Raw genomic sequence first — 17815 nt, forward strand, 5'->3', positions numbered from 1 at the left:
CGGATTCTGTTCGTCGGTCGAGGGCTCATTGGTCGGGTTTAACGTGGTCATACAAACTCCCAAGAGTCTGGGTGTTGCAACGACCAGTAGAACCCAAGTAGAACATGGGCCCGTTTTCCGGGACCGGGCCCGGAAAGCACTGCACGACCGATGGGGACACGACAAGGCCCCGTCACCTGCGTGACGGGGCCTTGTCACTCGGGAAATTAGTCCTTGAGGTGGTAACGCACGCTCGCGAGCTCAGCGCGCAGTGCCGGCGGCACCTTCTCGCCGAACTTGTCGAAGTATTCCTCGGTGAGGTCACACTCGGCGAGCCAGCTGGCCTGGTCGATCGCGAACAGCTGGTCCACGGCCTCCTTCGACAGGTCGAGACCGTCGAGGTTCAGACCGTTCTCGGCCGGGAGCAGCCCGATCGGGGTGTCGACGGCGTCGGCGGTGCCCTCGATGCGACGGATCATCCACTCGAGAACCCGCGAGTTCTCACCGAATCCGGGCCAGATGAAGTCACCGTCGGGGCCCTTGCGGAACCAGTTCACCTGGAAGATGGCCGGGGCGTTGGTGCCGAGCTCCTTGCCGACCTTGAGCCAGTGACCCCAGTAGTCGGCCATGTTGTAACCGCAGAAGGGCAGCATCGCGAACGGGTCGCGACGCAGCTCGCCGACGATGCCGTCAGCGGCCGCGGTCTTCTCAGACGAGATGGTGGCGCCCATGAACACGCCGTGCTTCCAACTGCGCGCCTGAGCGACCAGCGGAACGTTGGTCGCCCGACGGCCACCGAACACGATGGCGTCGATCGGCACGCCGCCGGCAGCTTCCCAGTCGTCGGCGATCGACGGGCACTGGGCGGCTGCCACGGTGAAGCGGGAGTTCGGGTGGGCGGCGGTACGGCCGGAGTTGGGAGTCCAGTCCTTGCCCTGCCAGTCGATCAGGTGCTCGGGAGCCTTGTCGGTGAGGCCTTCCCACCAGACGTCTCCGTCGTCGCGCAGGGCCACGTTGGTGAAGATGGTGTTGCCCCACATGGTGGAGACGGCGGTGGGGTTGGTGGTTTCACCGGTTCCGGGAGCGACTCCGAAGAAGCCGGCCTCGGGATTGATCGCCCAGAGACGGCCGTCTTCACCCTGGCGCAGCCAGGCGATGTCGTCGCCGATGGTCTCGACCTTCCAGCCGGGGATGGTCGGGCGCAGCATCGACAGGTTCGTCTTGCCACACGCCGACGGGAACGCGGCGGCCACGTGGAATACGCCGCCTTCCGGGGAGATCAGCTTGATGAGCAGCATGTGCTCGGCGAGCCACCCCTCGTCCCGGCCCATCACCGACGCGATACGCAGGGCGAAGGACTTCTTGGAGAGCAGGGCGTTGCCGCCGTAGCCGGAACCGTAGGACCAGACCTCGCGGGTGTCGGGGAACTGCACGATGTACTTGTCATCGTTGCACGGCCATTCCACGTCGGGGCGGGTGATGCCCGACGCGTCGACGAGCGGGTAACCGACGCTGTGCACGGTGTGCACCCACGGGTCGCCGGCCTCGATCATCGTCAGCACGGTCTCACCCATGCGTGTCATGATGCCCATGTTGAGTACGACGTAGGGGGAATCGGTGATCTCGACGCCGAGCTGCGAGATGGGGCCGCCGAGCGGGCCCATCGAGAACGGCACGATGTACATGGTGCGGCCGCGCATGCTGCCGGCGAAGACGCCGCGCAGTTCCGCGCGCATGGCGGAGGGTTCGGCCCAGTTGTTGGTGGGGCCGGCATCCGCTTCATCGGTGGAGCAGATGAAGGTGCGGCCCTCGACGCGGGCAACGTCTTTCGGGTCGGTGCGGGCGAGGAAGCTGTTGGGGCGCCATTCCGGGTTGAGCCGGATGAGCTGGCCGGAGGCGACGAGCAATTTGGAAAGCTCGTTGGCCTCGCGCTTCGAGCCGTCGCACCAGACGATGGCGTCGGGTTCGGTCAGGCGGGCGATCTCATCGACCCACGCCTGCAGGTTCGGGTCGGTGCTGCCCGTACGGGGCGGGAACGCGTCCCCGTTGGTCTGGAGGGAAGAGTTGGTGAGGGTCATATTCTGGCCTTTCCGTATTGCTCGGGTAGGTGCAAATTTATGGAACGTCGGGCTGCATTGCTTTCTTGACGTTGCGTACGACCATAATTTTGGCCACAAATCAAGGATGGCCCCATCTGGGACATAGAACCGACGAAATTGCCAGTTAAAAACCGTTGTTTTTTAGATATTGTTAAGGAATGTCGACTCAAGCCTCCGATCTGGTCACCCTGGGCCATCGAATCCGCCACTTTCGCAGCGAGCGGGGTCTCACCCTCGACCAACTTGGCGAGCGCGTCAGCCTGGCGGGCAGCCAGCTGTCACTGATCGAGAACGGCCGCCGCGAACCGAAACTCTCAACCCTGCAGGACCTCGCGACCGCCCTGTCGGTGGACCTGGCCGAACTGCTGCGCCGCGAAGCCCCCAACAACCGGGCGGCGCTCGAGATCGAACTGGACCGGGCGCAGAAGAATCCGCTCTACGGGGCGCTCGGCCTGCCCGTCGTGAAGGTGACCAAGGGGATGCCGCTGCCCGCAATCGAATCGCTGCTTGGCTTGCACCGTGAGCTGTCCCGCCGCGCCAGCGAGGCCATCGCCACCCCGGAGGAGGCCCGTCGGGCCAATACCGAATTGCGGGAACGGATGCGCGCGCAGGGCAACTACATTCCCGAAATCGAGGAACTCGTCGAGGAACGGGTGCGGGCGAGTGGGCACATCTCGGGCGCCCTCACCCACCGAGAAGTGAGCGTCATGGCTGATCAGCTCGGTTTCAGCCTGATCTATGTGAATGACCTGCCCAACTCCACCCGGTCGGTCACCGACCTCGCCAACGGCCGCATCTACCTGCCGCCGGCCTCGATTCCCGGCGGGCACGGCCTGCGATCGATGGCGTTGCAGGCGATGGGCCACCGCCTGCTCGGGCACGAACGGCCCGGCAGCTACGCCGAGTTTCTGTGGCAGCGGCTCGAGATCAACTATTTCGCGGCCGCGTGCCTGATGCCGCGCGAGGCATCCGTCGCTTTTCTGTCCAACGCGAAGCAGGAACGCGAGCTGTCGGTCGAGGATTTTCGGGACACCTTCGGTGTGACCCACGAAGCGGCCGCGCTGCGGCTGACCAACCTCGCCACGAGTCACCTCGACATGACCCTGCACTTTCTGCGGGTCAACGGCGACGGCGCACTGCAAAAGGGCTACGAGAACGACGACCTGCCGTTTCCGGTGGATGTCACCGGATCGATCGAGGGCCAATACGTCTGCAAGCAGTGGAGCGCGCGCAGCGCTTTCACCCACACCAATCGCACCACGGAGTACTACCAGTACACCGACACCCCGGCCGGCACGTTCTGGTCGGCCACTCAGACCGGGTCAACGGATGCCGGCGAATTCTCGATCAGCGTCGGCGTTCCGTTCGCGCAGGCGAAGTGGTTTCGGGGGCGGGAGACCACCCAGCGCACCGTGTCACGCTGCCCGGACGAATCCTGCTGCCGCCGCCCGAACTCGGATGCGGCAGCGCGCTGGGCCGGACGGGCCTGGCCGAGTGCCCGGTTGCACGCCCACGTGCTGTCGCCGTTGCCGTCTGGCACCTTTCCGGGGGTTGACGACTCCGAGGTGTATGCCTTTCTGGAGGCGCACGCAGCCGAGTAGCTCGCTGACGCTTTCGTTTGCTGCGCGCGCCCGCCGCCGCTGCCCGCGCGCGTGGCAGGCCAGCCGCGTGAGCAGGTTTCGGCCGCGCGAATGCCCCCACTGCCTATAGTGGGGGTCCGGGTTGTGCAATACGAGGAGAACACTATGCGCCTGATCCAGGCACCAGCCAGCCCAGCCTCCCCCACCCGGGTGCGCCAGCCCGATCGCGGCCCCCTGCGCGTCGGCCTCGTGCAGCATCGCTGGCACGGCAACGACGCGACGCTTCGCGCCGAGTTGGCCGAGGGCATCCTTTTGGCGGCCGAGGCCGGCGCGCGCATCGTCTTTCTGCCGGAGCTGACCCTCAGCAGATACCCCGGAAACGTGCGCGCCACCGGTACACCGAAAGCGGATGCCGAGCCGCTCCGGGACGGCCCGACCTTCGCCTTCGCGGCCGCCCAGGCCCGGCAGCACGAGGTAATCGTGCACGCGTCACTGTTCGAACAGCCCGCTGAAACCGACGAACCGAACGACCCGCGCGGCTACAACACGGCCATTCTGGTGTCGCCGAGCGGTGATCTGCTCGGCCGCACCCGCAAGACGCATATCCCGGTCACCGCCGGCTACTACGAAGACACCTACTTTCGGCCTGGTGCGGCCGACGACGCCTACCCGGTCTACGAGGTGGCGGGCGCCCGCCTCGGCCTGCCCACCTGCTGGGACGAATGGTTTCCCGAAGTCTCCCGGCTGTACGGTCTCGGCGGCGCCGAGATTCTCGCCTACCCCACCGCGATCGGGTCGGAACCGTTGTTTCCCGACTTCGACACCCAGCCGATCTGGCAACAGGTCATCGTGGCCAACGGCATCACAAGCGGCCTGTTCATGGTCGTGCCGAACCGGCACGGTCACGAGGGCGACCTCACGTTCTACGGCTCGTCGTTCATCTCCGACCCGTTCGGACGCGTGCTCGTGCAAGCGCCGCGCGGCGAGTCCGTGGCGCTCGTGGCCGATCTCGACCTGGCGCAGCGCGAAGAGTGGCTCAGCCTGTTCCCGTTCCTGGCCACCCGCCGGCCCGACAGCTACGGCCGGCTGACGGCGGCGGTCGACCCGGCGCATCCGTTCGGCGCGGCCGACACCGGGGCGACGGCATGACCTGGCGCATGCCGGCCGAGACGGCGCCGCAAGACCGCGTCTGGATGGCGTTTCCGGCCGGCGGTTACACCCTGGGCGACACCGCGGCCGAGGCCGACGAGGCCCGCCGCACGTGGGCCGCCGTCGCGCACGCGATCGTCGACTTCGAGCCGGTGACCATGGTCGTCGACCCGTCGGCCCAAGCCGACGCGACGCGCTACCTGTCGGCCGCCATCGAGATACTCGAGGCTCCGCTCAACGACAGCTGGATGCGCGACATCGGCCCGAGCTTCGTGCACGACGCAGACGGCCGCCTCGGCGCCGTCGACTGGACCTTCAACGGCTGGGGCGACCAGGAGTGGGCCAGCTGGGACCTCGACGCCTCGATCGGCCGGTTCGTTGCGGAGGCCGCCGGTGCAGCCGTTGTCGGGTCGTCGCTCGTGAACGAGGGCGGCGGAATCCACGTCGACGGCGAGGGCACCGTGCTGGCGACAACGAGCGTGCAACTCGACCCCGCACGCAACCCCGGCGCCACGCACGCCTCTGTCGAGGCCGAACTACGGCGCACGATCGGCGCCGAGCACGTGGTCTGGCTGCCGCGCGGCCTCACCCGCGACCACACCCGCTTCGGTACCCGCGGGCACATTGACATGGTCGCCGCGCTGCCGTCGGCGGGCACAATCCTGCTGCACGCGCAAAACGATCCGGCGCACCCCGACTACCCGCTCACCCGCGAATTGCGCGCCCTGCTGGCCGACGCGCACGATGCGGCCGGGCGCTCATTCACCATCATCGACCTGCCGGCGCCGGCCGTAGTGCGCGACGACGAGGGCTTCGTGGACTACAACTACGTCAATCATCTCGTGGTCAACGGCGGTGTCATTGCCTGCGGTTTCGGCGACGATCGGGCCGATGCCCAGGCTCGCGACGTGCTGGCCGCCACCTATCCGGGTCGGCGGGTGGTGTCGGTCGAGGCGCGGCCGCTGTTTACGCGCGGCGGCGGCATCCACTGCATCACGCAGCAGCAGCCGTCACAGCGGGCCTAGCCGATTAGGCCCGCGCGGCGACCCGCCGGTTGTGCCAGGTGCGAATGACAATGAACGGAACCAGTACGGCCGCGATGAGCAGCACGAAAGCCCAGGCGCCAATGTCGGGCGTCATGAGGTTGGCTCCCCAGATGACCAGCGCGACGGCTCCGACGTTCAGCAGAACGGATGCCCGCGGCCGGCTGGGCGGGCTGGTGAACAGGGGCAGCGGAGCCGTTGGGTTTGCCCAGGCCACGGACAGAACACCGAAGATGCCGCAGGCGAACCCGGCCAGAACAAGGATCGTACCGAAGATGACTGCCATACCTCGACCCTACAGTCCTACTTCGGCTGCATTCGAATCGCCCCGTCCAGACGGATAGTTTCCCCATTGAGCATGGGATTCTCGACTATATGCCGCACCAGGAATGCGAATTCCTCGGGGTCGCCCAAGCGGGACGGATGCGGCACCTGGCCGCCCAGCGAATCGCGCACCGGCTGCGGCAGGCCCTGCAACATGGGAGTGTCAAAGATTCCGGGCGCAATCGACACCACCCGAATCAGGCTCTGCGCGAATTCGCGGGCGAGCGGCAGGGTCATCGCGGCCACGCCGCCCTTGGACGCGGCGTACGCTGCCTGCCCGATCTGCCCGTCGAACGCGGCGACCGAGGCGGTATTGACGATGACGCCGCGTTCGGCGCCGCCGTGCCGACCCGGGTCACCGCGGGGTTCGGTGCGCTGCATCGCCGCAGCGGCCAGGCGCACGACGTTGAAGGTGCCCACGAGGTTGATGCGTATGGCCCGTTCGAAATCTTCAAGCGGCAGCGGGCCGTCGCGGCCGATCGTGCGGGCGCCGGGCGCAATGCCGGCGCAATTGACCACGATACGCAGCGGCGCCAATGCCACCGCGGCGTCGACGGCGGTTTGCACGTCGCCGGCGCTTGTCACATCGCCGGCCACGTACCGGGCCCGGTCGCCGAGCGCTGCGGCGATCAGCTCGCCGGGAGCGCCCGGCAGGTCGAGGAGCACGACGGAGGCCCCGGCCTCGTGCAGCGTGCGAACGCAGGCCAGGCCGAGGCCGGAGGCGCCTCCGGTAATGAGCGCGGAGCATCCGTCTATGTTCATCAGAGCCTCTCGATCAATGTGGCGTTGGCCATGCCGCCGCCCTCACACATGGCTTGCAGGCCCCACCGGCCGCCGGTCATCTCGAGGTGATTGAGCAGGGTGCCGAGCAGTCGGGTACCCGAGGAACCGAGCGCGTGGCCGAGGGCGATGGCGCCGCCGCGCGGGTTGAGGCAGTCGGGGTCGGCATGCAGCTCGCGCAGCCAGGCCAGCGGCACGCTCGCGAACGCTTCGTTGATCTCGTAGGCGTCGATGTCGTCGATGCCGAGCCCGGCCCGCGAGAGGATGCGCTGGGTCGCCGGAATAACACCGGTCAGCATGAGCAGCGGGTCGCTGCCCACCACGGTGAAGCTGTGAAAACGGGCCCGCGGGTTGAGGCCGAGCTGCGCGGCCCGCCCGGCGCTCATGATCAGGGTGGCCGAGGCGCCGTCGGTCAGCGGTGACGAGTTGCCGGCAGTGACGTGCCAGCCGAGTTTCGGAAACCGGGCTGCGAGGGCGTCGGTGCGAAACGCGGGGCGCAGGCCGGCGAGTGAGGCATGCGAGGTGCCGGCGCGGATGGTCTCGTCCTCACTCACGACGGTGCCGTCCGTTCGGGTGACGGCCACGATTTCGCCACCGAAGTCGTCGCGGTCGGCCGCCGCCGCGGCGAGCCGGTGCGAGCGGGCCGCATAGTTGTCGAGAGCGTCGCGGCCGAGGTTCCATTTCTGGTTAATGAGTTCGGCGGAGACGCCCTGGTTGACGAGGCCGTCGGGGTAGCGCTCGTGCATGAGGGTGCCGAATGGGTCCTGGGTGCCGGTCGATGACCCGAGCGGCACCCGACTCATCGACTCGACGCCGCACGCGATAACCACGTCGGCGCTGCCGCTCATCACGGCCTGGGCGGCGAAGGCGGTGGCCTGCTGGCTGGAGCCGCACTGCCGATCGATCGTGGTGCCGGGAACGGTGTCCGGGAATCCGGCGCTCAGCAGGGCGGTACGCGTCACGTTGTTGCTCTGCTCGCCGACCTGGCTGACGCAGCCGCCGATCACGTCGTCAACGAGCGCCGGATCGAGGTTGTTGCGGCTGACCAGTTCGCGCAGCACGGTGGCCAGCAGGTCGGCCGGATGGATGCCGTCGAGGGCTCCGCCAGGCTTACCGCGGCCCGACGGGGTGCGCAGAACGTCGATGATGACAGCTTCATTGCTCATGACCCCAGCCTAGGCCCGCGGGGTCGGGGTGTCAGAAAGCGCTACCCGGACAGCGCCCACATCGCGACGGCACTCGCCGCGGCAACGTTGAGCGAGTCGATGCCGTGCTTCATCGGAATCTGCACCACACTGTCCGACGCGGCGAGCGCCTCCGGAGTGAGCCCCTCACCCTCGGCGCCGAGCAAAAGGGCCAGGCGCTCATGCCGGGTGCCGTCGAAGTCGCGCAGGCTGACCGCGTCGGGCGTTAGAGCGAGGGCGGCCACCTGGAATCCGTGCCGGGTGAGCAGGGCGCGGGTCTCGGTCCAGTCGCCGACCCGGGTCCACGGCACCTGCAGCACGGTCCCCATCGACACCCGGATGGCCCGGCGGTAGAACGGGTCGGAGCAGCGCGGCGTGATCAGGATCGCATCCGCTCCGATGGCGCCGGCCGAGCGAAAAATGGCGCCGACATTGGTAGGGTCGGCCACGTTTTCAAGGATGACGATGCGGCTGGCACCGGCCAGCAGGGCGTCCGCGTCGGGCAGCTCTGGCCGGTTCATTGAGGCGATGAGGCCGCGGTGCAGAATGTAGCCGGTGAGGTCGGCCAGCAGCTCGCCGGGACCGACGAACACCGGCACTGCGGCCGCGTAATCGCCGAGCACCGCGAGCGCCTCATCGGCGGTATTGCCGAGAGCGAGCACCGACCGCGGAATATGACCGGCGCGCAGGGCCCGCTCCAGCACGAGGGCCGATTCGGCGATGTACAGCCCGTGTTCGGTGCCGCGGGCCTTCTTGAGGGCCACATCGGTGAGGTGGGCGTAGTCGACCAGTCGGGCATCGCTCAGGTCGTCGATCGCGATCAGGGGCATCCGCAAAGTCTAGCCAGCGCCCCGCCGCCTGCCTCCCGCGCGTCCCCCGGCCTCCCGCGCGTCCCCCGGCCTCCCCCGGCTCCCCCGGCTCAGTGTGGGGGCTAATTCAGGAAAACTTCCGGCGCCGGCAGCCGCCGCGCCCGGAAACACGCGGCACGGCGGATGCACACAGCGGGATTTCCTGAATTAGCCACTGGAACGGGCGGGTAAACACAGACCCGAACGGCTCTAGCGGCCGAGTGTGGGTCGTGTCACGAACTCCGTCATCCGGCCCATCGGGGGCCAATTCAGGAAAACTGGCGGCGCCGGCATCCGACACGCCCGGAAACACCCGGCACGACAGATGCACCCAGCTGGATTTCCTGAATTAGTCCCCGGCGAGTGTCATGTGACCCGACTTCGGGGGCTGAAGCTACCGGGTGGGCACCGTCTGCACGGCCAGCGCCAGGGTTCCGTCGGCGAGGCTGCCCCAGGCATACACGATCGTGTTGGTGCTCGCGGCGATGGCCACGTCGGCCGGGCCGATGAGCGCCGCCGTGGTACCGGCAGCGGCAACCGCGGCCGAGATGGTACCGACCGGCAGCACGAGCACGGACTCGTTCGGGTTGGTCAGGCCGGTGATGGCCGGCACGCCGTCAGCGAGCACGTCAACGGCCGGCGCTGCTGCCACGTGGCGCACCGTCAGGCGGCCCTGCCCGTCGCCGGGTGCCGACGTGTCGTTCGTGAACAAGGCGGCGGTCGGAGCTCCCGCCTCGCTCAGGTGGGCCACCGCGGTGTAGTTCAGGCCGGACGCGACCGCGAGGTCGACCGGACCGATCACGGGGGCGCTCGCGTCGGCGGCATCCGCTGCGGTGATGGCGAGGGAATAGCTGCCGGCCGGAATGCGGAACGTCTTCGTGAGGGTGCCGGGTTCAAAGTCGTCGATGACCAACGTGCCGTCGACGTACACGTCGACCATGACGCCCGGAATGGCGTGCAGCACCGAAACGGATGCCGGCGCAGCGGCCCGCGTGCGCACCGTCTGCACGAACAGGGCGAGGTTGCCGTCGGCGAGGCTGCCCCAGGCGTAGACGACCGTGTTGGTGCGCGGTGCGATCGTGACGTCGGCCGGGCCGAGCAACGGCGCGGTGGTTCCGGCGGCGGCCACAACGGCGCTGATCGTGCCGACCGGCAGGTCGAGCACCGCGTCCGACGGGTTGGTCAGGCCGGCGACGGCGACGGCGCCGTTCGCGAGAACGTCGACGGCGGGTGCCGCCGCTACGTGACGCACCGTGAGGCGGCCCTGCCCTGCAGCCAGCGGCGTGGTGTCATCGTTGAACAGGGTGGCGGTGGGCACGCCGGCGTCGGTGAGGTGGGCGACGGCCGTGAAGCTGCGCCCGGCCGTGACGGTCACGGTGGCCCCGCCGTTCAGGGCGATGCTCGCCGTCGGGGATCCGTTGGCGCTACCGCCGATCTCGAGGGGGTTGGAAGCCGAGATGTCGACGGTGTGGGTGCCGGCCGCGATTTTCAGCGGGCCGAGCAGGGTGCCCGGCTCGAAGTCGTCGATGACGACGCGGCCGTCGATCGAGATGTCGAGGGTCAGGCCGGGAATGGCGTGCAGCACGGACACCGACGCGGTACCCGGCGCAGCGGATGCCGCGGGTACGGCCGCCTGCGCCGGCGCGAGCCCGGCGAGAGCGATGAGGAGACCGGCGGATACTCCGACGGCGATGGACTTGCGCATTGCTACCTCCATGGGTCGTTACGGAAGGCCGCTTTGCCTCCCTCGGTAACAACTTCCCCGGCCTGGCGGGTTACGGATGCACCGTCCGGAAATATTTGTCAGGTATCCGAGTGCAGTTCGCCGCGAACGATGGAGTCACCGGAGTGCGCCGGGTCGCCGTCGGCGGGTTCGGCCGACACGTCCACGAGGGGGTACTGGGCCAGATCGACGGACGCGGGGAGGGCGAAGCGGCCGGTGGAGCCGTCGAGGAATCCGATGCTGACCAGGCCGGACGCATCCGCTTTCAACAGCCAGACCTCGCGCAGGCTCGTGTCGGCCGGCGCATCGAGGTCGACGACGACGACGCGACGGCCGTCGGGAGTCTGCTCGACCCGGGCCGATCCGCTTGCGGTCCACCCGGGCAGGGCGTCGAGGGCAGCTTCGGCCACGATCTGCTCCCGGGGCACGCCTCCGGTCGTGGTCGCGACGCCGATGGCAATGCCGCCGAGCAGCCCGACCACGCCGGCGGCTGCCGCGATGGACACCCAGCGTCGGCGGGGCCGGGACGACAGGCCGCCCGCGACTGGCTCCAGGCCGTCGATAGCGGATGCCTGCGGCCGGGTTGCGGCATCCGTCTCGGTCGGTGGGGGCGCTGGGCGCACGGCCTCGCTCAGTCCGAGTGCTGCGTGGATGCCGGCCCAGACTCCCCCGGGCGGCGTGAGCAATCGTTCAGGCCCGGCCGCGCGGCCGAGGTACACGACGTTTCGCAGTGCGCGGTATTCCTCGGTGCACGCAGCACAGGAGTCGAGGTGGGTGCACTCCCGGGCGCTCGCGCCCTGTTCGGCCAGCGCCAGCAGGTGCAGATCGTCGGCTCCGATGTGGGCACCGTCAATGTGCGCGACCTCGAGGTGGGCGGCCTCAGTAGGAGTCATCAGACACCTCCAGTCGGGTGCGCAGGCGGGTCAGGCTGCGCCGCATGTGGCTCTTGACCGTGCCCAGCGGCAGACCGAGGTTGTCGGCGATCTGCACCTGGGTGAGGTCGTCGAAGAGGGCCAGGCGCATCACCTGACGCGGTACCGGCTCGAGCCGGTCGATTTCGTCGCCGACCAGCACCCGATTGACCACGCTGATGCTGTCGTCAACATGCTGGGTCGGAATGGTCGCCGCGAGCGCTTGCTCCAGCCGCCGCCGTCGGCTTCGCGCTTCATGGGTGTCGGCAATCACGTGCCGGGTGATGCCAATCAGCCACGCCGGCAGCTGGGAGCGGCCCGAATCGAACCCGGCACGACCGCGCCACGCCGCAATGAACACTTTCTGGGTGACGTCTTCAGCATCGGCCGCGTTGGTGAGCGAGCGCACCGCGATCGTGAAGACCAGCGGACCCCAGCGCGCGTAGGCCGCAGCCAGGGCGCGCTCGTCACCCTCCCGAAAGGCGCCGGCCAGCGCCGCGTCATCGTCGGTGAATGCACTCACGTGGGGGTGGGTCCTTCGGGCCGAAACACGAACCGGGCAGGGTGGCGGCGTCCACACCCCTCGAGTGTTTACCTCCGCGCGCACCAGCATAGTGAGTTTCCTTCGACTCGGTGGCGGATTCCCGCCCGCGAAAGGCCACAGCACAAACCCGACGTCGCCTGCCGTGACCTCCGAGCGCGAACCACTTACCTGTTAGTTCTCCCGTCGACAGCGAAACGGATGCACCCGGCCGCGATTCACCGCGCGGTCACAGACCAACTCCCTCTGTCGTGTTGGCTAGGACACCGGCGTGAGCGTGTACTTCGTCGAGAGATATTCCTGGATGCCCTCGAGCCCGCCCTCGCGGCCCAGGCCGGACTGCTTGACGCCGCCGAACGGGGCGGCTGCGTTGGAGACGACGCCCGTGTTCAGGCCCATCATGCCGGTCTGCAGTTTCTCGATCATGCGCTGGCCGCGCGCGAGGTCGGTCGTGAACACATAGCTGATCAGGCCGAACTCGGTGTCGTTGGCGAGGCGGACGGCATCCGCTTCGTCGGAGAAGGTGCTGATTGCGAGCACCGGGCCGAAGATCTCGTCGCGCAGGATGTCGCTGCCCGGCCTGACGTCGGTCAGTACGGTCGGCGCGTAGAAGGTGCCCTCGCGCTCGATCGCGTTGCCGCCGGTGAGCAGGGTCGCGCCGCGGGAAACCGCGTCTTGTACGAGGGAATCCGCCTTGGCGACGGCTTTGCCGTCGATCAGCGGGCCGATGGTGATGCCGGCTTCGGTGCCGCGCCCAATCTGGAATGCCTCGACCTTTTCGGTGACGCGGCGGGCGAACTCCACGGCGACGGACTCGTGCACGATGAAGCGGTTGGCCGCGGTGCAGGCCTGGCCGATGTTGCGGAATTTGGCGATGATGGCACCGTCGACGGCCTTGTCGAGGTCGGCGTCGGCGAAGACGACGAACGGGGCGTTGCCGCCGAGTTCCATCGAGGTGCGCAGCACGTTCTCGGCGGAGAGCTTGATGAGCGACTTGCCGACTGCGGTCGACCCGGTGAAGCTGAGCTTGCGGAGGCGGGAGTCGGCGATGATCGGTTCGGAGACCGCACCGGACTGCGATGTCGTGATGACGTTGACGACGCCGGCAGGCAGGCCGGCCTCTTCGAGCAGGGCCACGAAGTGCAGTGTGGTCAGCGGGGTGAGCGCGGCCGGTTTGACGACGACGGTGCAGCCGGCGGCGAGCGCGGGGGCGATCTTGCGGGTCGCCATGGCGAGCGGAAAGTTCCACGGGGTGATCAGAAAGCAGGGGCCGACCGGGTGTTGGGTGACGATCATGCGACCGGTACCCTCGGGGTTGGCACCGTAGCGGCCGCTGATGCGCACGGCTTCTTCACTGAACCAGCGCAGGAATTCGCCGCCGTAGGCGACCTCACCGAGCGCCTCGGGCAGCGGTTTGCCCATTTCAATGGTCATGAGCAGGGCGAATTCCTGCTTGCGTTCCTGCAGCAGGTCGAAGGCTCGGCGCAGAATTTCGCCTCGCACGCGGGCTGGGGTCGCGGCCCAGTCGGCTTGCGCTGCGTCGGCGGCGTCGAGGGCGGCAGCGCCGTCCGCCACGGTCGCGTCGGCGATGGTCTTAATGACCAGTCCGGTGGCCGGATCGGTGACATCGAGGGTGCGGCCGCCGGTTGCGGCAATCCATTGGCCATTGATGTAAAGCTGGCCGGGCACTCGAGCGAGCAACTCGGATTCGTGCGTGCGCGCGTCGGTAATTACTGTCATTGCATCTCCCATGCTTATGTCTGCCCGTCGATCTGACGGTAATAGCCTATCTGCGCCCACCGACACGGTCGCTGGACGCGCATGTTTCTTGGCTTCGACGAGTGTGGGGCGAGGAACCGGTCTACATCTCACCTCATGGTGTCGTCCGACATAACCGGGTCTATCGACTCAGGCGTCGTTTCGTGCGGGAGATTTGAGGAATGCGGCCACGGCGAGGGCAGTGATGAGGCATAGTCCGGCATTGACCAGAATGGCAGTGGAGACTCCGTCGAGCACCGTCAGGGATGTTTCGGCCCCCAGCCGGTGAACCCGGGCTGCGACGATGGCACTCATAATCGGTATACCCATTGTGATGCCGATTTGCTGGCTCATGGTCGCCAACCCCGTAGCCAAACCTTGTTCGTGATCCGACAAACCCGATGTCGCGGTGACCATAAAACCGACGATTGCCACAAGGTTCGCCACCCCTCCCACGAAGGTGGCGATGAGCAGCAGGATGATGGACTCGCCATTGGTCCCGAGCAACACCAGCGATCCGGTGGCAGCGGCCTGCACGGTGAAACCGACGATGATGGTCTTCTTGGTGCCCCACCGACCGATGAGGCGGGGCCCGACGATACCGCCGAGAACCGTTCCCAGCCCCAGAACGGCGAAGGACAACCCGGCACCAAGGGGAGTGTAGCCAAGGGTCTTTTGCAGATAGAGGGTCAACAGGAAAACCAGGGATGTTTCGGTGACGAAGGCCAGAGCCCCGGCGATGTTTCCCCAAGCAATGGTGCTGCGTCGCAGAATAGCCACTGGAACGAGGGGGTGAGCTGTATTGCGTTCAACGAACCAGAAAACGACGAGCAGGAGCGCGCCAAAGAGGAGTGGTCCCAGCGTCATCGGGTGGACCCATGAGGTTTCCGCTGCTGAGGACAGGCCGTAAACGATGGCGAGCAGACCAAGGGTGACCGTGATAGCACCGGGCACGTCCAGTCTCGTTTTCTGCGCAGGACGGGATTCAGCCAGGATGGCCGGTGCAAGCATGACGACGGCTATCGCTATAGGTACGTTGATAAAGAATGCCCAACGCCAAGACAATAGATCGGTCAATACGCCGCCGAGGATGGCACCCGTGGTGAACCCGGCTGCCATCAGGGCGCCATTGAGTCCCAGCGCTTTCTCGCGAAGTTTCCCTTCAGGGAAGGATGTAGTCAGCAGGGACAACGCTGCGGGTACGACGGCTGCGGTTGCCAGTCCCTGAGCGACCCGGGCAATGAGCAACAGCGCCGGTGTGGTGGCGAGTCCGCCTACCAGGGAAGCGATCCCGAGCACGGCCATCCCGAGGATGAATAGCCGACGCCGGCCGAACAGGTCCGCGACCCGGCCGAAGAGCAGAGTGAACCCGGCCGCGCACAACGCAAACGCGGTGATGATCCACTGCAGGGTGTCCAGCCCAAAGCCGATCTCAGATCCGATTACGGGTAGCGCAACGTTGAGGATGGAAAAATCGACGGCGAGGGTGAAACTTGCCGTCAGCAGAAGAACGAGGATCAGTCGTTGCTTGCCGGTCATTGTTGCTGATGACGTGGCCGGGGGTGAAACTGTTCCCGGCGGTATTGATGGCGTCTCCTGGACGTCATTGGTGCTGGCCATGGCGGTGGTCCTTCCGTAAGCCCGAAACGGGATGTGTACCCTCAGCCTGCGATCTTCGCTCAAGCACAACCAGACCGTGCTGTGGGTAGCACTGGCGGGGTTAGGCAGGTGCAGTCCCGATAAGCCAGACTTAAGAGCATGAGTAGCCCCACAGAACTTGGTGAGTTCCTGCGTAACCGACGGTCCGGACTGCAGCCAGAAGATGTTGGTTTGCGCAACTATGGCGTGCGGAGAGTACCTGGGCTGCGTCGGGAGGAACTGGCCATGCTCGCGGGGGTCAGCAACACCTACTACACCCGACTCGAGCAGGGTCTAAGCAGCAACGCGTCCGAATCAGTCCTCGAAGCCATCGCCCGCGCGCTCGACCTTGACGATGCAGAACGCGCCCACCTGATGGACCTCGCGAAGCCGGTGAAAACGAAGCGTCGTGCGAACGTGAAGCCTGATCATGCGCGTCCGGGAACCCTGCGCCTCATCGAATCGATGTCAACCACTCCAGCGGTGGTGTTAGGTCGTCGCAGTGAAGTACTCGCTTGGAATGCCCTTGGACACAAACTCGTTGCGTCGCAGCTGGCCTTTGACAGTCCGTCCTGCTTGGCGGAGCGTCCCAACATGACGCACATGTTGTTCCTGGATGCTCATACTCGCGAGCTGTATGAGCGGTGGACCGAAGAAGCCAACCGCGCCGTCGCTTCGTTACGGCTGCTGACCGGTCGTTTCTCCGACGACCAGGAGCTGACTGCTCTGGTCGGTGAATTGACCATGAAGAGTCCGGAATTTGCCTCGATCTGGTCGAAGCATCCGGTGGAGAACTGCATATCTGGCTTGAAGTATTTCAGGCACCCGTTTGTCGGCTCCCTGGAGCTGAACTTCGAGGTTTTGTCCTCTCCAGATGACTCGGGCCACCGGATCCTGCTCTATACGGCTGATCCGGGCTCACCCAGCTCCGAAGCGCTGCAGCTGTTGACCTCCGCGAACACCGTCGGCCAGTTCGACCACGACTGGGCACGTCCGTAAGAACCGCCACCGGGATAAGAGAAGAGGGTGGCCCCACGCAATCCGTGGAGCCCCCTCCGTGAGGGCGAGGATCTTTCTCCAGGTTTGATCGGGGAGTCACGCCGCCGGTTCTTTCCGTCTGGGGCGGGCCCACCTGTCCATAGCCGGTTTTTCCACCAGCGCGTAGAGAGCCCATCCGCCCAAGATCGCTGCGATGAGAAACCCGACGATCATCAGGAAAGCAACCGGCGTCGGATAGGTCGCGTTTCCCATGAGAATGCGTCCGTAGAAGATAACGATTCCCTGGCAGAGGTAGAACCCAAAGGATATGTTTCCGAGCCACAACATGATGCGGCTTCCCAGAAACCGATTTGCACCGCGCATATCGGCGGTAGCAACGGTGCAGATCAAAGCAGAAATTGGAATGATCATCGCGACATTGAACGACCACACGAAAGGTACAGTCAGGGCAATACCGTAGCCCGCCGCGCAGAGGATCAGTGCCTGATAGGTCTTCATCGGGATCCAGCGTCCCGACAGAACGATAAGAGCCAGAATTGATCCGAGGACGAATTCGAAAAGCCGAGTCGGCGGAAAAATGTAACCAAACCAGAATTGTGTCGCGGAAACCGGAGTCAGTGCCGAAACCGGCGTATCCGGGATTAGGTATAGCGTGATGAGCTGCACGACGACCATGCACAGGCCCATCACTCCCGCCCACCCCCAGAGCCAGTTCCGGGGAATTTGCCGCAGGAGGTGCATGATGAACGGGAAGAGCAGATAGAAAAGCAGTTCGCTGCACAGCGTCCACGCTGGGGGATTGACCGCGACGTACACGGATTCGTCCGGCGAGTAGGAGTTCACCAGAAAGAAGCTGGTGATGGATGCCACCGGGCTGGTGATCGCCGCTGCGAACAGCACCATAGACAGCACCCACATTACGATGTGGTTGGGAAAGATCTTCACTATCCGGCGACGCCAGAAGCTGACCAGCCGCTCCCCTGGTTTCGACGCCCAGGCCAGGACGAAGCCGCTGAGCACGAAGAAGAACGACACTCCCACGTATCCGGTCTTGTTGAAGGCCGCCTCCAGGGTTCCTCCCAGCTGTACATCCTGGAAAGGGTTGACAGCGTTGTTTGGTGGGATGGGAGAGTTGAACAGCGTGATGTGGAAGAAGAAAACGAGCAGCGCGGCAAAGAAACGCAGCCCCGTCAGCGACGGCAATTTGCTGCGAACGGACACCTCGACCCGATCTGGGGTCAACGTCGTCGGCATAGTCA

At 66.2% G+C, this 17815-nt stretch carries 15 protein-coding genes and 1 pseudogene; 4 read left to right on the forward strand and 12 right to left on the reverse strand.

Annotation, left to right across the window (positions count from 1 at the left end; all coding sequences use genetic code 11):
* Positions 1 to 206: 206 nt before the first annotated feature.
* Entirely contained in the window at positions 207 to 2057 is a 1851-nt protein-coding gene (locus E3O25_RS03855; RefSeq protein WP_134360505.1) for a phosphoenolpyruvate carboxykinase (GTP), read from the reverse strand.
* A gap of 179 nt (positions 2058 to 2236) precedes the next feature.
* Here E3O25_RS03855 and E3O25_RS03860 point away from each other — a divergent pair, with 179 nt between their 5' ends.
* From E3O25_RS03860 to E3O25_RS03870, 3 genes are all read left to right on the forward strand, one after another.
* Complete coding sequence (locus E3O25_RS03860) at positions 2237 to 3679, forward strand: helix-turn-helix domain-containing protein (RefSeq protein ID WP_092109955.1); 1443 nt, start codon at positions 2237 to 2239, stop codon at positions 3677 to 3679.
* Positions 3680 to 3823: 144 nt separating this feature from the next.
* Positions 3824 to 4807, forward strand: a complete 984-nt coding sequence (locus tag E3O25_RS03865) for a nitrilase-related carbon-nitrogen hydrolase (RefSeq protein WP_092109953.1) — start codon at positions 3824 to 3826, stop codon at positions 4805 to 4807.
* Positions 4804 to 5832 carry an agmatine/peptidylarginine deiminase gene (locus E3O25_RS03870; protein WP_134360506.1) on the forward strand — a complete coding sequence of 343 codons (1029 nt, stop codon included), beginning with the start codon at positions 4804 to 4806 and terminating at the stop codon, positions 5830 to 5832. The genes E3O25_RS03865 and E3O25_RS03870 overlap by 4 nt, the downstream gene beginning before the upstream one ends.
* 4 nt (positions 5833 to 5836) lie before the next feature.
* On the opposite strand, the gene E3O25_RS03875 is transcribed toward E3O25_RS03870, so the two are convergent.
* The 10 genes and pseudogenes from E3O25_RS03875 to E3O25_RS03920 form a co-directional block, all read right to left on the reverse strand.
* Positions 5837 to 6136, reverse strand: a complete 300-nt coding sequence (locus E3O25_RS03875; protein WP_134360507.1) for a hypothetical protein — start codon at positions 6134 to 6136, stop codon at positions 5837 to 5839.
* A 17-nt stretch (positions 6137 to 6153) separates the two neighbouring features.
* Positions 6154 to 6936: a 3-hydroxyacyl-CoA dehydrogenase gene (locus tag E3O25_RS03880; protein ID WP_092109948.1), complete on the reverse strand. Its 783-nt coding sequence runs from the start codon at positions 6934 to 6936 to the stop codon at positions 6154 to 6156.
* Positions 6936 to 8120 (reverse strand): thiolase family protein, encoded by a 1185-nt coding sequence (locus E3O25_RS03885; protein ID WP_092109946.1) that lies wholly within the window; start codon positions 8118 to 8120, stop codon positions 6936 to 6938. The genes E3O25_RS03880 and E3O25_RS03885 overlap by 1 nt, the downstream gene beginning before the upstream one ends.
* Before the next feature lie 41 nt (positions 8121 to 8161).
* A complete protein-coding gene (locus tag E3O25_RS03890) occupies positions 8162 to 8968 on the reverse strand; it encodes an RNA methyltransferase (protein ID WP_092109945.1) in 807 nt (268 codons plus the stop codon).
* Between the two features lie 412 nt (positions 8969 to 9380).
* Positions 9381 to 10001, reverse strand: a complete 621-nt coding sequence (locus E3O25_RS17855; RefSeq protein ID WP_370448719.1) for a DUF4397 domain-containing protein — start codon at positions 9999 to 10001, stop codon at positions 9381 to 9383.
* A 213-nt stretch (positions 10002 to 10214) separates the two neighbouring features.
* Positions 10215 to 10703: pseudogene (locus tag E3O25_RS17860) on the reverse strand (DUF4397 domain-containing protein); the annotation flags it as partial.
* A gap of 86 nt (positions 10704 to 10789) precedes the next feature.
* On the reverse strand, positions 10790 to 11602 hold the full coding sequence (locus tag E3O25_RS03905) for an anti-sigma factor (RefSeq protein WP_134360508.1): 813 nt from the start codon (positions 11600 to 11602) through the stop codon (positions 10790 to 10792).
* A complete protein-coding gene (locus E3O25_RS03910) occupies positions 11589 to 12143 on the reverse strand; it encodes an RNA polymerase sigma factor (RefSeq protein WP_241988486.1) in 555 nt (184 codons plus the stop codon). The genes E3O25_RS03905 and E3O25_RS03910 overlap by 14 nt, the downstream gene beginning before the upstream one ends.
* Before the next feature lie 276 nt (positions 12144 to 12419).
* Positions 12420 to 13901: an NAD-dependent succinate-semialdehyde dehydrogenase gene (locus E3O25_RS03915; RefSeq protein ID WP_134360510.1), complete on the reverse strand. Its 1482-nt coding sequence runs from the start codon at positions 13899 to 13901 to the stop codon at positions 12420 to 12422.
* 168 nt (positions 13902 to 14069) lie between these two features.
* Positions 14070 to 15539, reverse strand: a complete 1470-nt coding sequence (locus tag E3O25_RS03920) for an MFS transporter (protein WP_338419433.1) — start codon at positions 15537 to 15539, stop codon at positions 14070 to 14072.
* 138 nt (positions 15540 to 15677) lie between these two features.
* On the opposite strand from E3O25_RS03920, the gene E3O25_RS03925 reads away from it, so the two are divergent.
* Complete coding sequence (locus E3O25_RS03925; protein ID WP_092109933.1) at positions 15678 to 16556, forward strand: helix-turn-helix transcriptional regulator; 879 nt, start codon at positions 15678 to 15680, stop codon at positions 16554 to 16556.
* A 96-nt stretch (positions 16557 to 16652) separates the two neighbouring features.
* Here E3O25_RS03925 and E3O25_RS03930 read toward each other — a convergent pair whose 3' ends face one another.
* On the reverse strand, positions 16653 to 17810 hold the full coding sequence (locus E3O25_RS03930) for an acyltransferase (protein WP_092109983.1): 1158 nt from the start codon (positions 17808 to 17810) through the stop codon (positions 16653 to 16655).
* Between the last annotated feature and the right edge of the window lie 5 nt (positions 17811 to 17815).

The sequence above is a fragment of the Cryobacterium sp. TMT1-3 genome (assembly GCF_004402315.1).
Lineage (GTDB): Bacteria > Actinomycetota > Actinomycetes > Actinomycetales > Microbacteriaceae > Cryobacterium > Cryobacterium luteum.